Raw genomic sequence first — 18,440 nt, 5'->3', positions numbered from 1 at the left:
CCGCCTTTTACCTTCTGTATTACAATAAAAAAGAGGCCTGAGAGAAACGCTTTTACTAACTAAATACCGAACCCGACGAATCCATCGCCAGCACAATCTTTGTTCATCTTTGTGGACTTATTCATCTTCTGCGGCAACAAACACCATCTTCACTGGCAGCCTGACGCCCAGATACTTGACTGCTGGCCCGGGAAAAGCTAGGAGTAAAGTGATTAAGCTATTGAACCATGTTTCGATCAATGGAAGTGACGGCAACATGAACTCCTAATCTCGCTAGCAGGGCCTCCAAGAGGTTGTGGACTATTCTTACAAAAGAACTCAAATAATCAGGCTTTGATAACGAGCCGGATTCTGACCTCAAGACGACTTACATTACCGTTCACTAATAATGTCTTGATAATCAAATAGATACCCTTATTAAAAAGCAGACAGCAGGTCAAATTTCTTTATTAAACGGTCTTTTTTAGTTTTTTTCAACATATGTATAAGTACTCTGCCAACACATTAAGGTTCGCCTACACCCGATTAACACCGACATACTGATTAACAAAAAAAGCTGTAAGCACCTGACGGACAGCTTACAGCCTTTTTTGTACATAAATGGAGTTCGAGTTCAAACTCCAGACTGGACTACCTGAGAAATAGGCTCCATCAATCAGTTCAATTAACAAGTCGGCAATGTATATACATACCTTTGGTAAAACACCCATCAGCTTTGGTAAAGGCCGGTAAGTAAGCAAAGCCCCACGATGATGGATAAGTAGATAGTTGATCCCGACAATTTTTAATAACTCTCAACCACAATTAGTAGCCTACGCATGACTCAGAAGCGAATATTTTTTACAGGGGGATCGGGAAAAGCAGGAAAGCACGTAATTCCCTATCTGCTCGACCAGGGACATAACGTATTGAATGTAGACCTGACGCCCTTGAACCACCCGGGGGTCGATAATCTGATAGCGGACATTACGGATTCCGGACAGATGTTTAATGCCATGAGTTCGTATACCGGCCTGGATGAGCTGGAGCCAGGGCATGGTGTGCCTAAATTTGATGCGGTTGTCCATTTTGCTGCCGTGCCCCGGATCCTGATTAAACCGGATAATGAAACATTTCGGGTCAACACCATTGGTACCTATAATGTGATCGAAGCAGCGGTTAAACTTGGCATCAAAAAGATCATTATTGCTTCCTCAGAGACCACCTATGGTATCTGTTTCTCCGATGGCCAGACCAACCCTAACGTGTTGCCTCTGGAAGAGGATTATGATGTTGACCCTATGGATAGCTACGGCTTATCGAAGGTGGTCAATGAAAAAACGGCCCGCAGCTTCCAGCGACGGTCGGGCGTTGATATATATGCCCTTCGCATCGGCAATGTGATCGAACCGCACGAATACGCGAACCTGTTCCCCTATTATTTTGAGCATCCTGAAGTGCGACGCCGGAATGCCTTCTGTTATATCGACGCGCGTGACCTGGGCCAGATCGTGGATCTATGTTTGCAAAAAGACAACCTCGGTTATCAGGTCTTCAATGCCGGAAACGACCAGAACGGTGCCATTATCCCCAGCCGAGAACTGGCGTCAACATTTTTTCCTGATGTACCGATTACCCGCGAATTGGGAGAGCATGAAGCCCTGTTTTCCAATCGGAAAATCCGTGAAGTACTAGGATTTAAAGAGCAACATAACTGGCAGAAATACGTGAAATAAAGATACCCCAGTACCTCACTTTTTTCCTGTCCTGGTTAATTAGCAAACAAACGTATTTAGAATCGGTTGACGAGTAACAACCGCTTTTTGCGCTATGATGGTAAAACCCTGGTCCATCCTGTCACGCATTTTTGCTGAGTGACAGGATGAAACGAACAGTACAGGAAACCCGACAACAGGCCGTTCAACAGCGGCTCATTCTGGAAGCAGCCAAAGATTATGCTATTTACACCACTGACCTGGAGCACCGGATCACCAGTTGGAACGCCGGGGCCGAAGCGATGCTGGGCTACACAGAAGCAGAAATCCTGGGGCAGTTAGCCGATGTGCTCTATGTGGCCGGGGATCGCCAGCGAGGTATACCCCAGTCCGAAGCCCAAAAGGCACTAAGCGAAGGCCGGGCCGAGAATGAACGCTGGCACAGCCGCCGGGATGGTTCGCAGTTCTACGGCTCGGGTGTTCTAACACCCCTGCTGGGGGAAGCCGGTCAGGTAATCGGCCTGGTTAAGATAATGCGTGATTTGACCGCCCAGAAGCGGACCGAAGTAGCAATGAGTACATCAGAACGACGCCTTCGGCTAGCCATCGAAGCGACAGAACTAGCCACATGGGACTGGAACCTGCTGACTGATGAAGTACACTGGAACGAGCAGCACTTCCGGCTCTTTGGTATGGAGTCCCGGCCAAATACGGTCGGGCCGGATGATTTTCTCAGCCACGTTCACCCCGACGACCAGGACCGGTTGATCCAGTTGCTGCGAGAGGCCATTACCAAGCGTAGTGTGTACGATACCGAGTTTTGTGCTGTACTGGAAGACGGCTCGCAGCGCTGGATGAGTGGCTACGGGCGGGTCACCGAAGAAGTGAATGACCAGCCAGTTCGCATGAATGGCGTCATGTTCGACATCAGCCAGCGACGAAGAGCTGAGGAATCCCTTCGCCAGCTTGAAAAACGAAACTCGTTTCTACTTCAGCTAAGTGATGCACTGCGGCCGCTGGCAGATCCCATTTCGATTCAGGAAACGGTGACGCAAACCACCAGAAATTTTTTTGGGGCTGACCGATGCTACTACAGCCTGGTGGAAGAAGGCAATGCCATCATCAAACGGGAGGCTTCCCGGCCCAACATACCCTCAGTGGTCGGAGTGTATCCCCTAAACCAATTTCCGTTTTTTCAGGCCCTGGTCGATGTTGGTCATCCCTTTGTGGTTGACAGCGTTCATTCTACGACGCTCATTGATGCGGAGTTGATCCGGCAGTGTATTCACTTACAGGTCATTTCGTTTATCGCCGTACCGGTCATCAAAAACAATAAGCCGGTTGGCATTCTGTTTATGTCCCAATGCGAGCCCCGGCATTGGAGCGAACTGGAAGTGAAACTGGCTCAGGAAACTGCCGAACGGACCTGGTCGGCCGTTGAACGGGCCAATGCCAACGAAGCTCTGTCGCAGACCGCACGTCGCAAGGATGAATTCATTGCCATGCTGGGCCACGAGTTGCGCAATCCTCTGGCGGTGCTGACGAACACGCTGTTCTATCTGCAAATTACCGAAGGTCAGGATGAGAGCCTATCCTACCCGGCAGGCATCAGCCGCATGAGCCGACAAGTGCAGCATTTAAGTCGAATGGTCGATGATCTACTGGACGTGAGCCGAATTCGACAAGGTAAGATCAAGCTGCAACGCCAGCGGATCGACCTGACACAGGTTGTGGCCCAAACCATCGAAGCGGTCCGGCCGCTGTTCAAGGAGCAAAATCGCTCGGTAGCCGTATACCTCCCTTCGGAGCCATTGTTTGTGAATGGAGACGCAACCCGGTTAGCTCAGGTGTTGATGAATCTGCTGGTCAATGGCGCTAAATACACCAACGAAGGAGGTCATGTTTGGGTAAGTTTAACACAGGAACCAGACCATGTACTTTTGCAGGTGGAGGACGACGGCATGGGGATTCCGGCTGATGAATTGAGGGCAATATTTGATGTCTTTGTGCAGGGGAATACGTCGCTGGATCGTCCCCATGGGGGGCTGGGCCTGGGCTTGGCCGTGGTTAAACAACTGGTGGAAAGCCATCAGGGCCGTATTGAGGCCCTGAGCGCAGGCCCCGGTCAGGGCAGCCAGTTTATCGTGTGGCTTCCCCAACTGACGGCAACCCCTTTCGTATTACCGCCGGAGACGAATAAAAACAAGACAACAATGAATTACGGACGAGTACTGTTAGTAGACGATAATAAAGAGCTGACCGAATTGACGACTAAAATCATGCAAACGCTTGGTTATGAAGTCCATGCATGCTTTAGTGGTCAGGAAGGAATTGAGGCCGCAGAAACCTGGCAACCCGATGTAATGCTCCTGGATATCGGCTTGCCGCATCTGGATGGGTACGCGGTCTGTGCGTACATTCGCCAGCAACCGTGGGGCCAGTCTTTACCCATTATCGCCCTGACAGGCTACGGTCAGGAAGCCGACAAACAGCGCAGTTGGTCGGCTGGGTTTGATGCGCATCTGCTCAAGCCTATCGATTACACAGCACTGCCCGGACTCATCAGCCAGACAATAGCCGCTAAGAAATAAGTCCTCATTGTAACGTGCTGCATCGTTAACTCAATGAAGCGCCCTCTGGTCCTTAATGGGCAACGAATCAAACCAGTCAAAGGCAATCCCTATCTACCAACAGTTACTTGCTGACGTATGGGTATGCCAATTCGAATACCCGCATTGGTTTTCTCGGAAAACGTTTTTGCTCGGTTTTGCTTACCGTTGGTAACGTTTTCACTCAGTAGATTTGAGAGTGCAATAAAGGGTTGAATGGTAAAAACGGCTTTGTCTTTGTCAGGTGACAGAATGTTCAACACGCCCCCAAATTCGAGCCGTAGTTTTCGGTCGGTATCGCTACCAAAAATTGCATTTTTCGCATAAGCAACCCTGACAGAATAGCCTGGGACGAAATTTCTGCGGGGCAGTCGGTAAAACTCGGCATAATAATTCGTATAGAGTTTATTTCTTCGCATTGCCCCTATTCGCTATAAGTTGCTGCCTGATTCTTGTATAGGTTGTACGTAGTGGTAAACAAATCGGCAAGTCACGAAACTATTCGGTTGAGCCTGAGCTAAAAACCGTCTTTTTCCCCTTTTTTTGCCCGTTTTTCCATCTGAAACAGCACCAAAAATCCACCCTGACCGCTACCTTAGCCTGTTCAATACCCACGAAAAAGCCTTCACTCAATAGCCTCAACCAATTAATCCAGATAACTTGAAGCGGGTCATTGTTTCAATTCTACCAATCGAGGAGCGGATTAGCTTAGTCCAGAATCTTAATGCTCTTGAAGATGTATAAGCGGCTACTAGTAGCCTAAAGGAATATTGCCAAACCCTCATAAAGGCCTTCATCAATCAAATTTTCGCGGTCTGACCTGTGGGTATTGGAATGAGCGGTGAAAACGACATTTTCGACCGTATACGATGATCAACTTGCTATTTATCAGGGCGAAACAGAACTTTATAACAAACGAACGGGCATGGAAAAACTTACAGTAAAGAAGCTTAGCGATCTGTTGTTTGCAGAGCTTACCCGCGTTCATTTTAACCAGCGGGGGGCGGTAGAGAATTTCTTTTTCATGCTTAATGAAGACCTCCGGCAGGTTGAGGAATCGAAGATTCCGTTTCTGGTTAATTATGAACAGGAATACATTAGCATAAGCTTCTGGAATGGCCTCAACTCCGTTAACCGGCAATACAACATTAGCCTTGATATTTATACATCAGGCCAGATGAAGGTGATCATTCGAAAAGACCACGGTATTGAAGCAGACGATTTGCCCGAATTAAACAAGGCTATCAGATCGAAAGCCATTACGGGGTCTAACAACATTCCCTATGAACTTAAAATTGATAACATCGACGTTTCTGACTTTGACTCGGTAGCAATCGGCCAAGCTCTTCTTGACGTATCGCTTAAACCAATTGCTTACAAATCAGAATCGACCATTACCACCTGGGTGATAGCTAGTTGGATAGTCAAAACGAATATCGACAAATGGGTGCTTCGTTATGGCACCTCGGGTCGAAGTGTGGAATCGCTTGCGCCATCCGAATATTTCAGAAGTGAAACGTTCTACGCATCGCCCATCCGGGCGGGGCATTTTGATGAAATGCTCCAGAATGTCCAGCGGGTGCTCAAAGCCAGTCAGGAGCGCCAGGAGCCGGTTTACTCACTGCCTAACACGCCCGAAATGCTGGTCATGCCCGTGCGGCTGGTCTGTGTTGAAATTCGGAACTACAAAGGTATAAAGCACACAAAAGTTGACCAGATTGCGCCCAACATCCGCTGGATTTTCCTGACTGGCGAAAACGGATTTGGCAAAAGCTCGGTGTTGCAGGCCCTGACCATTGGGCTATGGGGCGCTACCGACGAACGTAGTTTACTCAGCGAAACCGACGACCCCATCATTACCGTCGATTATTACCAGCAGAACGTGTTTGGTCATACCAGTTTCAGCCGCAACACCACACAACCCAGCCTGCCCAACGCCGAGCCCATACCGATGGCGGCTTATGGTGCCGGGCGACTCCTTAGTGGGGGTACTATTCCATCCGAGCGGAGTAACCGCCGGGCGGGGGCTGTCACCTCTTTATTTTACTCACAGAGCCAGTTGTTTAACGTCGAGTTTGAGCTCATTAAAAGTTTTGCCTACAACCGCCCTTATTTTAATTTGCTCACAAAGACCTTCTGCCAGCTTATTCCTGATCTAGCCGACATTAAAATAAATACAACCAAACCTGATCCATCCGTAGAATACTATGAAAAAGACCATGATGGTAAGTCATACACACCCGTAAAACTGTCTGACCTGGCGGCTGGTTTCCGCAATCTACTGGCCTTCGTTGGCGATATGGTCTTACGGCTCAGCGCCAACCAAGATCAGTTCGACAATTGGCAATCCTTGAGCGGCATCGTTATCATCGATGAACTGGAGTTATACCTTCATCCTAAATACCAGCGTGCGTTGCCCGGCAAACTGTCGGAACTATTTCCTAATGTCCAGTTTATAGCGTCAACCCACAGCCCTATTCCGCTGTTAGGGGCGCCTAAAGAAACGCTGGTTCTAACCGTTGATCGAAATGAGGAAATGGGCGTCGTGGTGAATCAAACTGGGGTCGATTTCAGTAAACTAACGCCCAACGCTATCCTGACCTCGCCCATATTCGGATTTGAGCACATTATTCCGGAAGCTGCCGGTGGGAACTCAGCCGAGGTCGCCACCGAAGACCGCTATGAAAATGCGGTGCTGATGCAGAAATTAAAAGCCGACTACGGAATTAAATCGACTACCAGCCAACTGCTCTGAGCCATGCGTAAGGTCCACAAGAAATTCGACGCCGTGCCCAACTGCCTTCAAACCCCCGGTTGTGAAGAAAAGCGACTCGATGCCCTGCGAAACAAAAACAAAGACGCCTTTAAGGGGCCTTACGGCGACAAAGAAGTGAAAGATGCCCTAGAGGTTATCTACCTGAAAAAGTGTGCTTATTGCGAGAGTGATGGAAAAGAAGCGGCTCCGTTTCAGGTCGATCATTATCGGCCCAAGAAAGGCGTTAAAGACGACCCGGCCCATCCGGGCTATTACTGGCTGGCCTACGAATGGAGCAACCTGATCCTGTCCTGCGCCAACTGCAACCGGCCAAAGAGTACCCAGTTTCCTGTGGCAGGCGTTCGGGTGAGTAGCCATCCCATGCTCAACAACAATCCCGAAGAATTGAACCGGGAGCATTGCCTGATCGTATCGGCCGAGCTAACAGCCGAACAGCCCTACATTGTTAATCCTGAAACCGATGATAACCCGGCGGCTCACTTCTCGTTTGCAACTGACGGCCGAATTGGCCACAAAACGACTGCGGGTGCATACACAATCAGAGTCTGTGACCTAATGCGCGACGAACTGGTGCTTAAGCGAAAAGAAATTTTCGATGAAGTCTTACTGGAACTACTTGTCCAGTGCAAAGCCTACGACATTGGTGAAATTGACGAGCGTCAGTTGTGGTGGGGGCTTCTGACGGTGGTACGACGCTTTGCACGACGGGTCAAAGACGATACAAAGCCCTACACCGCCTGTGCCCGCACACTCTGGAATAACTTTAGGCAGTTGTTTTTTATTCCACAGCCCGATCACCAGGCGCGGCTAAATGGGGTGTACGAACAGGTGAATCAGGAAACTAACGTACTCATCTAGGAGCAGGGCTATTCGAAGACTCCACAGTATACCAGACTACCAGACGGCTACCTGTATCGCTCAGCCAAGAACCCGAACCGGCAGGTGGGCAAGTAACTCTGCCAAAACAGCCCTGACCGGTTGGTTCGTAATGAGGAGCTTTTGAAAAAAGCGTATGGCTACATTAACGAGTACCATTGACCATTTACATGGACAAACTTCCTACTCCCCTGCCGGGTATAACTGAAACTCGCTGATGCCGATACTACCCCGGGAATCCAGGATGACGAGTCGGAATCGCTGAGCGGTTACGGGCGAGATTTTTTGTCGCCATTGACCGTCAAGCTGTTCGCCCGATGCCAGCGTGACCCATTGACTGCCTTTTTGATACTGCACGTCAAACCGGGTGACGGACGGGCTGGGCTTGCCGTTGTCTTTGCGGACAAACTCACTGACCAGCACTTCGCCAACCGGCCTGGACTGCCCCAGGTCTACTTCCAGCCAACCCCGTTTCTCAAATAGGGCTTTCAGCTCACCCGAGTTGTGTGATAACGTTTTTCCGTAGTATCCGGCAAAATCCACGTCTTTCCGCCGACCTAATTTCCAGTACGTGTTCGGGTTATCGTCGACGGTAGCTGCGGCATTGTGCAGAAAATTGCCCAACTGGCTGGAGGCTACCGCCTTTTTTGCATAGGCCAGCGAATGCGACCGACTGAAAGGCGGAATCAATACCGATGCCGCAACGGGTTGATTGAGCGTTAATTCAACAATTGTTGCCACCGAATCCTGCTGACTGACCGGGACGCTTATGGTTACCTGCCCGGCAGACTGCGTAAACGCTATGGCTGGCCCGTTGAGCAGTGCAGCGGATTTGATGATCGACGGCAGGGGCGGCAAAACGACTTTTTCGCCCGTTTTGCTCAGCAAATACAGAAAAACACGGTTTCCTTTCTGGCTGCAAACGTAGTCGGTAGCCGGAAGATACGGGCCACCGCGAGTACCGTAAATGGCTCTGGCGCGGGGATTGAGCCAGCCACCAATATCGTTAAGCCGGGTAACGAATAAGGGTGGAATCTGTCCCAGGCTATCGGGGCCAACGTTAAGCAGCAGATTACCATTTCCCCCGATGCAGCGCAATAGTGTATGCACCGACTCCGTCACGCTGCGGGGTGTATCGTCGAATCTCCACGCCCACTGATGCCCCAGATTGGTGCAGGTCTCCCAGGGAACGCTGCCAAAGCCAGCCACGAACCCCTCGGGCGTGGCGTAATCGCCGAGTTTACCGGGCTGGCAATGCGACTCGTCGGGGCTGAAGGCTTCCAGCCGATTGTTCAGGATAATGCCGGGTTGCAGCCGATGCGCCAAATCATACACTTTTTGGGGTTCGGTTGGGCAGGGCGACCCTTCGTAGTCGATCCAGAGCAGACTGATCTTACCGTAATTGGACAGCAGTTCGTTGAGTTGATCCATCATCCGGCCAACAAACACATCATTGGTGGCGGGGTTTCGGCAATCGGGGTCTTTCCAGTCGGCAACGGAAAAATACCAGCCCAGCTTAAGCCCTTCGGCATGAACGGCATCGGCCAGTTCTTTACACACATCCCGCCCAAACGGCGACGACATGATGTTGTAACCGGTCGTCTTGGTCGAAAACAGGCAGAATCCGTCGTGGTGTTTGGCCGTGAGCACTACGTACTTCAGTCCATTCGCTTTTGCCAGTTTCACCCACTCCCTAGCATTAAATTTGGTGGGATTGAACCGACGGTACAGCGAATCGTAGCGGCTTTTCCCGTATCCCTCCCGCGACCAGCTTATTTCTTTTCCGGTAGCCGTTACAGGTCCCCAGTGAATAAACATCCCAAAGCGGGCATCACGCCACCACTGCAACCGCTGATCCTGCGGCAGTGCCTTTTGGGCAATGGCCTGTGTGGTGATACACAGAAATAGACCTATAATTCTCGTTTTCATACAAAAGGGCTGCATAAAATGGGTTGGGTTCGTCGCCGATCAATTGCCGTTTAGCTAGTAGAAGCGCGCGTTCCCTAAAACCTCCTGTAAACGGGCTGTTGTTCAGAACAATGGAAACCGTTGCCCGTTGCCTGACAACCGATAACGGCAGGATGATTAGCTACTTTCACGGCTCTTTGTACGTCTAAGACTGTGTCGTTATACGCTAGCCATCCACCCTTGCCCGAGCCCTATGTCGTGTTCGTTTGTCCACACCTTCCTGCTTCTGCTAATCGGCAATCCGCTGATCATAAAAGCGCAATCCGGTGCCAATAGCCCCACCCGCTGGATCAACTACGCTCAGCCGTACATTAAGATACCCATTACCGAAAACGGCCTGTACCGTATCACCCCGGTTGAGTTACGCCTTGCTGGTGTGCCAACTGATCGAGTAAATCCAAAAACGGTTCAGCTCTTCCATAGGGGTGTCGAACAGGCCATCTTTATTGAGGGGGAAGCCGATGGGCATTTCGATGCCAGCGACTTTCTGGAGTTTTACGGTCGGCGGAATGACGGCGTGGCGGATTCACTTCTATACAGCCCCTTTTCGGCACAGCCTCACCCCTATTATAGCCTTTTCAGCGATACAACAGCTTATTTTTTAACCTGGAGCGCAGGTAATATCGGGAAACGTATGACCGGGTATGCCGATTCGTCGGGTGCCGGTCTGACCCCGGAGCCGTTTCACTGGGCTGAAGATTTGCGAGTTTTTACCGATAACTATCCCGGCTGGCCGAACGGGATAACGCCTAAAACAGAGTATAGTTTTTACGAAGCAGGCGAAGGGTATACGGGCGTTATTCAGCGAAAAGACAGTCCTTTTTCGCTGACTTTTGCGCTGAATAATGCAGTCCGTAACGGCCCCGATCCACAGGTATCGGTACTGCTCGCAGGTCGGGACTACACCAACCACCGGGTCGACTGCCTGCTCGGGCCAATGCCCGATAACCTACGGCTGGCCGATTCAATCCGTTTCTCAACCTACGATAATGCCCGTATACAACCGTCCCTAAATTGGACTGACGTTAGCTCCGATGGGCGGCTGATTGTCTCGACCGTTTCGCGGGGCGAAAACACCTCTGTCGATAACTATTCGATCTCCTACATCCGCGTTCGTTATCCGCAGACCTTTGCGATGAACAAACAGCTGGATCAGTTTTTCCGACTGGCGGCTAGTCCGGTTGGACGGTCGTTGATTTCCATTACGAACCTGACGCCCAATGCCCGTTTCTGGGATGTTACGGACCCGACAAATCCAATTCAGATTAGCCAGCCCATTCGTTCTGATTCGGCTGAGCTGATTGTTCGTCACACAGAAACCGCCCGAACACTCTTTAGCACCAGTCAACCAAAAAAGGTATCAAAAATCATCCCTGTACGCTTCACTGACTTGTCCGGTCGCAGGCCTACGTATGTCATTATTACGCACGAAGCCCTGATGACGCCCCTGACTGACTCATCGACCGGTCGAATTACAAATGCGGTTCAAGCTTATGCCGCTTATCGGGCCTCGGCCGCTGGCGGTGCCCACGACACGCTAACGGTTACCATGCCACAACTCATTGACCAGTATAATTACGGCGAACGAAGCCCGCTGGCTATCCATCAGTTTATGAACCAGATGCGGCAGCAAAGCCGCGAAAACCTACACTACTTACTGCTCATTGGCCAGGCTCGCAGCACACCTGGCGTTCGCAACAACCCGAACCAGTCTACTCTCGACATGGTTATGACGGCCGGTTATCCCGGTTCCGACGGCCTGTTTACGGCCGTGCCGGATGGTGTACCGACCATTCCCACGGGCCGCATCAATGCCGGAACACCCCAGGAGGTACTGCATTACCTCAACAAAGTGAAAGACTATGAGAGCCAGACCGATGACGCTGGCTGGCGGAAGAACCTGCTCCACCTCAGCGGAGGGCTGTCGCCGGGCGAGCGGGATTTATTGCGTCGGCTGGTGGACAGCTACCGGCTAACGGCAACGGCGGGATCGTTGGGCGCAAACGTATCGACGGTTTCCAAACAAACGGATAACCCGGTCGAATCCATCAGCGTGTCGAAACAGGTTAACGAAGGTGTTGGACTAATGACATTTTTCGGCCATTCGGGTTTGGACGTGACAGATCTGACGATTGGATTCTGCTCCAACGATGCCCTCGGCTACCGGAACAAGGGCCGTTACCCGCTGCTGTTCGTCAATGGCTGTGCCATCGGAGATTTCTTCTTTGGCCGTCCAACGCTCGCCACCGATTGGGTGCTCACGCCAAACAGGGGGGCCATTGCCGCGCTGGCAACCAGTCACCTTGGCCAGACGGATGTGATGCACCGCTACACAACGGCATTTTATAGTCTGCTGGCCGACAGCGCTCAACTAAACAAATCCATTGGGCAACTTCAGCAGGAAACCATTCGTCGCGTTTTGGCCACCTCGACCGACGGGCGCGATTTGGCGAACTGCCAGCAAATGGTTTTACAGGGTGACCCCGCCATCCGGCTCTTTCCATTCAGCACGCCCGACTATATAGTAACGTCCGGTGGGCTAACAATCCAGGGCAAAACCGAACCTAAAAATAGGCAGCCGTTGTCAACCCTGAGTGATTCGGTCCAGATTCAGGCCGTTGTTCAGAACGCCGGGCTATACCGGAATAAGCCGCTTCCGGTTCGGGTTCGTCGTTGGGTGGAGGGGCGGGAACTGGGCGTAGTCAATACAACTTTCCCCCGTTCTGTTGCCTTTCGGGATACGCTGATGATTTCATTTCCGAATGAACGCGATGCAGCGGGCGAAACCGAATTTGAAGTAACCATCAATCCGGCCGACTCTCCTCTGGTGCAGACTGAACAAAATCAAACGAATAACCAGGCTCGTTTTCGCCTGACAATTCCCGGCCAAAACCCCGTTCTGATTTATCCACCCATGAAAGGCATCGTTCAGTCCCCCGCTATTCGACTTATGGCTTACTACCCATCCAATAAGCCTTATGGTGTTATTATTGAACTTGATACGACCATCAGCTTTAACAGTTCCGTCAAACAGACCTGGCGCATAACCGCCACGAATACCATCAGCGTTCCGGCAATGTTGCCCGCTCATCCAGACATTACCTATTACTGGCGCGTCCGATTGGCGAACAGCACGACATCTGGTCAGACTAGTGAATGGTCGACCGGTTCGTTCGTGTATTCACCCGTGAGTACGGCGGTGGGACTGCCCGAGGGCCAACTGTGGCTGGCCAGTCCTGTTCCAACGGATGTTCAACAGGGCGACCTTGTTGCGGTTCAGGCAAAGTTCGCTAACCTGAGTCCGGTTGCATATACGGATTCTCTGGTTGTTCAACAGACAATTTATGCCGCAGGACTGACGAATCCCCAACAACTGCGGTGGACAGTTTCCCCGCCAGTACGTGGTGATACGATTCGAATAAATGCCCGGATCGACACCAGGAAACTCCCCGGCCTGAACCGGGTTCTGTTAACGGTCAACCCGCGCCTGCAACCCGAATATTCGTTCATCAACAACACCCTCGATTTTCTTCTGCCGGTTCAGCCCGACCGGATAGGCCCCTTACTGGAAGTTGCGGTGGATGGTTCCCGAATTACGGATGGTGCCGTGATTTCAGCTCGCCCGGTTATTGACCTGTTGGTTGTCGATGAAAACCGTTCGCTAATCCGGCAGGATACATCGGGCATAGACTTGTATCTGCAGGGACCGGGCCGAACGGGCGGTTTTGACCGGCTGAACTGGCACAGCTCCATTGTTCAGCCAGCCACTACTGCCAATGCCTTCCGAATACGGTACACCTCGCCCCGACTGGCCGAAGGAAACTATCGGTTGCTGGCTACCGCCCGGGATGTTGTGGGGAATCCGGCGGTACCTTATCAGGTGAACTTTCGGGTGGTCAACGAACGTAAACTCACCAACCTGAGCGTTTACCCCAATCCTTTCCGCGAAAAAACTTTGTTTTCAATTCAACTGACGGGCGAACAGGCACCGGCTAACCTGACCATCCAGCTATTCAATCCGGCCGGTCAACCCGTTCGACAGCTAAACCTGTCGCCCAGAATTGGCCTTACTGAGTTTGTGTGGGATGGGCGCGACGATGCGGGAAATCTACTTCCGGCGGGTGTGTATCTCTATACCCTCACGCTGCAGGACACCCTCAACTGGCCCATTCCCGAGAGCCTGAGCCCTAAGCTAAGCGGCCGGGTTATCCTGCTTCGCTGATGAAGACGAATTCTTGTAATGCTCTGGATTAATCCAGCCTAACCGGTTCAATATAAACCTGCCGAATGGTGGGTTCGGCTGCCTGAATCGTTTGCCGAATTCGGTTGATTCCGTCAACGATCGCGTCGGTTTTAAGCTCTGGCTGGAAAGCAACGCGCTGAATCAGAACTACTTCTTCCGGCCCCATTTGAAACGTGAACGCATTGACCGTTTTCAGCACGTCGGCATCAGCCTCAGTTAGGGTTATCGTTTGTTGCACAATGGCGGGGGCCGCTGCTTCGCCCATCAGCAAACTGCGGCTTTCGCGGGCCAGCAGAACGGCGACCGCCATTAACAGAATACCGATCAGAATGGAAGCGGCACCGTCCAGATACGGATTGTTGAGCTGATGCCCCAGAAAAACGCCCAGGAACGCGATGATCAGTCCCAACACATCGGAGACATCTTCGAAGAGAACCACAAACGTAGCGGGGTCTTTGCTTTCTTTCACCGCCGACCAGAACGGTTGATCGCCCCGCTGGGCATTGAACGCCCGAAAAGCCGTTACCATAGATACGCCATCCAGCACGATAGCGATACCCAACACGATGTAGTTCCAGAGTGGGTTTTCGATGGGATTGGGGTGTTGCAGGTGTGTTATTCCTTCATAGAACGAAACGCCACCTCCTACGGCAAAGATGAGCAGCGACACCACAAACGACCAGAAATACAACTCCCGCCCATACCCAAAGGGCCGTTTGGCATCGGCCGGTTTCTGACTTCGTTTCATGCCCAGAAGCAACAGTACCTCATTGAGCGTGTCGACCAGGGAGTGAATCCCCTCGGAAAGCATGGCGGAACTCCCCGTAACGCCAGCGGCTATAAATTTGGTGATGGCTATTGCCAGATTAGCCCCCAGTGCCGTGTAAATCGCGGTTTTCGTTGATGCCATGCCGATTCAACCACCGGTTGCCGCTTTATGTTTACCAACCGGTGCGTAAAGCAGACAACGAAAAACCAGCTTATTGACTGAATCAGCTAAGCGAAGGCGCATACTTAATCCCAGCACTCCATAATGAGCAAATCGCCGGATTGGGCTTCAACGCGAACGAACCCGTCCTGCGCGGCTTCGTTGCTGCTGCTGGTGTTGTAGCCGAGTTTGAGGGTGGCATCCTGAAGATCATATTTGAGCCCCTCCGAGGTGTAGCCCGTCACGGTGCCAACGGGAATCAGGGAGAGGGGCGTACCGGCTTCGTACCATTTCTCGAACCGGCCAACCAGCGGAAATATCTTCGAGTGGTCGTCGATCATGACGATACGAATCTGGTCTTTATACCGGACAATGTTGGTCATATTTGTCAGGCTATGGTCTGCCCGCCGACCGGTGGCCCACACGATATTCACCGCCGGATACCCGCGCTCGATCAGGTATTCGATGCCTTTATCGAGGTCGGTTTTATCCTGATCGGGCGTGTGGACAATTTCCAGCGGGTACTGCTGCTCCCGAATGGCGTCAAGATCCAGATCGCGGTCGAAGTCACCCAGCAGCACATCTACTTTGATACCCAGATCAAGCACCCGCCAGATAGCACTATCGAGCACCACCACCGTGGGGCTCCATTCCAGCAGTTGCCCCAGCAACTCGGCACTACAGGCTTCGCCATTGGCAATGAGCAGAGCCGGTTCCTGTTTCTCGCGTACAATGTGGTGTGATGACATACGCGCTAAATCAACCCACTCTGTAAAATCTTCTCGATATCTTCCGGACTATCCACGCTGGGAGTCTGGAAATTAGTTGCCACGAGTTTGATTCGATAGCCCGCTTCCAGCCAGCGCAACTGCTCCAGCGACTCGGCCCGTTCGAGGGGCGACGGGGGCAACTGCGTCAATTTTTCCAGGACATCCACCCGGTAAGCGTACAATCCGACATGACGATGGTAGGCATGTTGAGCATGCCATTGATCCGGTTCGACACCCCACAAATAGGGAACCGCCGACCGACTAAAATACAAGGCTTCGTTCTGGTCGTTGATGACGATCTTGGCCTCTTTCGGATCATGCAGCATCGTGGCCGAATCGACCGTTGCCATCTGGGTCGCCAGTTCCACGGAGCCGTCCAAAATAGCCGCCAACTCGTCAATCTGCGCCGGGTCCAGGAAGGGTTCGTCGCCCTGAATATTCAGGACATAATCCAACGAATTGCCGGTAATGATGCCATCCGTTACCAACCGGTCGTAGGCTTCATAACATCGGTCAGTACCGCTGGGGTGGTCAGTCCGGGTCATAACGGCCTCGTAACCAAGACGGCGAACGGCCTCGGCAATGCGGTCATCATCCGTTGCCACGACCACTTTCGATAGTGATGTTGCTTTACTGGCCTGTTCGAGCACCCGTTGAATCATGGTCTTCCCGCCAATATCGGCCAGGGGTTTGCCGGGGAAACGAGATGACCCGTAGCGGGCGGGGATTATTCCGATAATCATGATTTAAAAAATTATGTCACAGAGCGGCACGGAGGTAACACAGAGATTCACAGAGAGTTTATTGGCAGTGATTACTTAGGTTCCGGGCCGTTGGGTCCTACTGTCCAATAGCTCGGCTCGACGGCCTGCCGTTGCTGGTAATACTGGTCGTAAACGGGTTTGTAACGAAGACGTTCGGCCATGACGGTGTCAAACTGGCCGAGGAGACCTATGATCAATTCACAACCTTCGCGAACGGCAAACTGGCCGCTCTGACTGCCGGTGATGTAGTCGACTAGGCCGTTGGTTGTTACGTAATTCGTAAATAACGGGTTGGCCTGTCGGCGAATCATGATCCGTACACCCACGACTTCAGCCACGGAAAGGTCCAGGGCATCATCGAAGAAAAAGGCAACCTCCTTTGGTTCCAGTTGGTGCTTTTTCAGCAGATGGGCCAGCACATCCACTTTATGTTTGGCCTGCGAATAACAGGCGTGGAAATGCTCGCGACCAACGAGGGTATCGGCCAGGGTATTGGTTACGCCCGTAATGACAGCCGCCACGGGTAACTGTCCGTCATGCTGTAGCCAAAGTCCGAACCGGAGCAGGTTTGTCCCCATAGAATCGACTTCACTGAACGAGCTGCTGCCCGCTTCGGTCTTGACCCCGTCGTTGAAAACACCGTCCCAGTCGAACACAATGGCTTTCACCAACCGAAGCTTTTCGGTCAGTGCATCAGCGGGCGTAACAAATTGACCGCCGAGCGCGGTGAAGGTTTTTTCGATGTCAACCATTGAAAGGAAGTGAAGAATGAAGAGTGAAAAGTGTAGAATAAAATCCTGTCTGAAGCCATATTCTTCACTATTCACTCTTAACTCTTCATTCAATTAAGCTAGTTCGGGTAGCGTGTTGCGGTATTTTACCTCAACAGCATGAAGTTCGATGAGGGGTTTCATGAACTCTTCCAGGTACCGGATATCCAGTTGGCTGGCGGCATCGCAAAGGGCTTCGGAGGGGCAGGTGTGCGTTTCCACAAACAAGCCATCGACACCGGCAGCCACACCGGCCCGAGCCAGTACGGGCAGGTATTCCCGAGCGCCACCTTTCGCATCGGCCGATGGAATACCGTATTTCCGGATGGCGTGGGTTACGTCGAACACAACGGGGTAGTTGGTACGGGCCATGTGGTAGAAAGCACGTGGATCAACAACCAGGTCGTTGTAGCCAAAAGTGAACCCACGCTCGGTCAGGATGATTTGTTCGTTGCCCGAATCCTCGATCTTTTTGACCGGGTGCTTCATGTTCTCCGGCGCCAGAAACTGTCCGTGCTTAACGTTGACAACCTTGCCCGTTTGGGCGGCTGCCACCACGAGCATGGTTTGCATACACAGATAAGCCGGAATCTGGAGCACGTCGACCACTTCGGCAGCGGGAGCACACTGGTCCGGGTAATGAACATCGGTCAGCAGCGGGAAACCAAACTGCTCTTTTACTTTGGCCAGAATCTTGAGGCCTTTCTCCAGGCCGGGACCGTTGTAGTAGTTCAGACTGGAGCGGTTATCCTTCTGAAACGACGACTTGTAGATGATCTTGATGCCGAGCCGTTCCTGAATTTCGCGGAGCTGCTCAGCCACCGTCATCATAATTTTTTCATCTTCAATAACGCAGGGACCGCTGATGAGGAACAACTCATCCGACCCGCATTCAATGTCGCCAACGCGAACGATTTTTTGAGACATGATTGTGAAGGGTTATGCCACAGAGATTCGCAGAGACTCACGGAGATACACAGAGAAAATAAAAAGAAAAAACTCTGTGTATCTCCGTGAGTCTCTGCGCATCTCTGTGTCACAA

12 protein-coding genes are annotated in these 18,440 nt (G+C 51.7%); 5 read left to right on the top strand and 7 right to left on the bottom strand.

Annotated elements, in window-relative coordinates; all coding sequences use genetic code 11:
• Nucleotides 1-818: 818 nt before the first annotated feature.
• Nucleotides 819-1,715: an NAD-dependent epimerase/dehydratase family protein gene (locus tag CRO74_RS04600; protein ID WP_097124824.1), complete on the top strand. Its 897-nt coding sequence runs from the start codon at nucleotides 819-821 to the stop codon at nucleotides 1,713-1,715.
• 146 nt (nucleotides 1,716-1,861) lie between these two features.
• The gene (locus tag CRO74_RS04595; protein ID WP_097124823.1) at nucleotides 1,862-4,285 is read left to right on the top strand and encodes a hybrid sensor histidine kinase/response regulator; all 2,424 of its coding nucleotides are present in this window, start codon (nucleotides 1,862-1,864) and stop codon (nucleotides 4,283-4,285) included.
• Between the two features lie 89 nt (nucleotides 4,286-4,374).
• On the opposite strand, the gene CRO74_RS04590 is transcribed toward CRO74_RS04595, so the two are convergent.
• On the bottom strand, nucleotides 4,375-4,722 hold the full coding sequence (locus tag CRO74_RS04590) for a hypothetical protein (protein ID WP_097124822.1): 348 nt from the start codon (nucleotides 4,720-4,722) through the stop codon (nucleotides 4,375-4,377).
• Between the two features lie 506 nt (nucleotides 4,723-5,228).
• Between CRO74_RS04590 and CRO74_RS04585 the strand changes: the two genes are divergently transcribed.
• Together CRO74_RS04585 and CRO74_RS04580 are read left to right on the top strand one after the other, a co-directional pair.
• Complete coding sequence (locus tag CRO74_RS04585) at nucleotides 5,229-7,058, top strand: AAA family ATPase (RefSeq protein ID WP_179830118.1); 1,830 nt, start codon at nucleotides 5,229-5,231, stop codon at nucleotides 7,056-7,058.
• A 3-nt stretch (nucleotides 7,059-7,061) separates the two neighbouring features.
• Nucleotides 7,062-7,937 carry an HNH endonuclease gene (locus tag CRO74_RS04580; protein ID WP_097124820.1) on the top strand — a complete coding sequence of 292 codons (876 nt, stop codon included), beginning with the start codon at nucleotides 7,062-7,064 and terminating at the stop codon, nucleotides 7,935-7,937.
• Nucleotides 7,938-8,138: 201 nt separating this feature from the next.
• Here CRO74_RS04580 and CRO74_RS04575 read toward each other — a convergent pair whose 3' ends face one another.
• Complete coding sequence (locus CRO74_RS04575; RefSeq protein ID WP_097124819.1) at nucleotides 8,139-9,884, bottom strand: alpha-L-fucosidase; 1,746 nt, start codon at nucleotides 9,882-9,884, stop codon at nucleotides 8,139-8,141.
• A 232-nt stretch (nucleotides 9,885-10,116) separates the two neighbouring features.
• Between CRO74_RS04575 and porU2 the strand changes: the two genes are divergently transcribed.
• A complete protein-coding gene (gene porU2, locus CRO74_RS04570) occupies nucleotides 10,117-14,145 on the top strand; it encodes a putative type IX secretion system sortase PorU2 (RefSeq protein ID WP_097124818.1) in 4,029 nt (1,342 codons plus the stop codon).
• A gap of 28 nt (nucleotides 14,146-14,173) precedes the next feature.
• Here the strand turns inward: porU2 and CRO74_RS04565 are convergent, their stop codons facing one another.
• From CRO74_RS04565 to kdsA, 5 genes are all read right to left on the bottom strand, one after another.
• The gene (locus CRO74_RS04565; protein WP_097124817.1) at nucleotides 14,174-15,076 is read right to left on the bottom strand and encodes a cation diffusion facilitator family transporter; all 903 of its coding nucleotides are present in this window, start codon (nucleotides 15,074-15,076) and stop codon (nucleotides 14,174-14,176) included.
• A gap of 104 nt (nucleotides 15,077-15,180) precedes the next feature.
• Nucleotides 15,181-15,843 (bottom strand): thiamine diphosphokinase, encoded by a 663-nt coding sequence (locus CRO74_RS04560; RefSeq protein WP_097124816.1) that lies wholly within the window; start codon nucleotides 15,841-15,843, stop codon nucleotides 15,181-15,183.
• Nucleotides 15,844-15,848: 5 nt separating this feature from the next.
• Nucleotides 15,849-16,607, bottom strand: a complete 759-nt coding sequence (gene kdsB / locus CRO74_RS04555; protein ID WP_097124815.1) for a 3-deoxy-manno-octulosonate cytidylyltransferase — start codon at nucleotides 16,605-16,607, stop codon at nucleotides 15,849-15,851.
• Between the two features lie 71 nt (nucleotides 16,608-16,678).
• Entirely contained in the window at nucleotides 16,679-17,380 is a 702-nt protein-coding gene (locus tag CRO74_RS04550; RefSeq protein WP_097124814.1) for a phosphatase, read from the bottom strand.
• Between the two features lie 93 nt (nucleotides 17,381-17,473).
• A complete protein-coding gene (kdsA, locus tag CRO74_RS04545; protein ID WP_097124813.1) occupies nucleotides 17,474-18,325 on the bottom strand; it encodes a 3-deoxy-8-phosphooctulonate synthase in 852 nt (283 codons plus the stop codon).
• Nucleotides 18,326-18,440: the final 115 nt, after the last annotated feature.

Origin of the sequence: Spirosoma fluviale, assembly GCF_900230225.1 — a bacterium.
GTDB lineage: Bacteria > Bacteroidota > Bacteroidia > Cytophagales > Spirosomataceae > Spirosoma > Spirosoma fluviale.
Note: the sequence above shows the minus strand (reverse complement) of the source record. Positions and strands in the feature narration are given on the sequence as shown.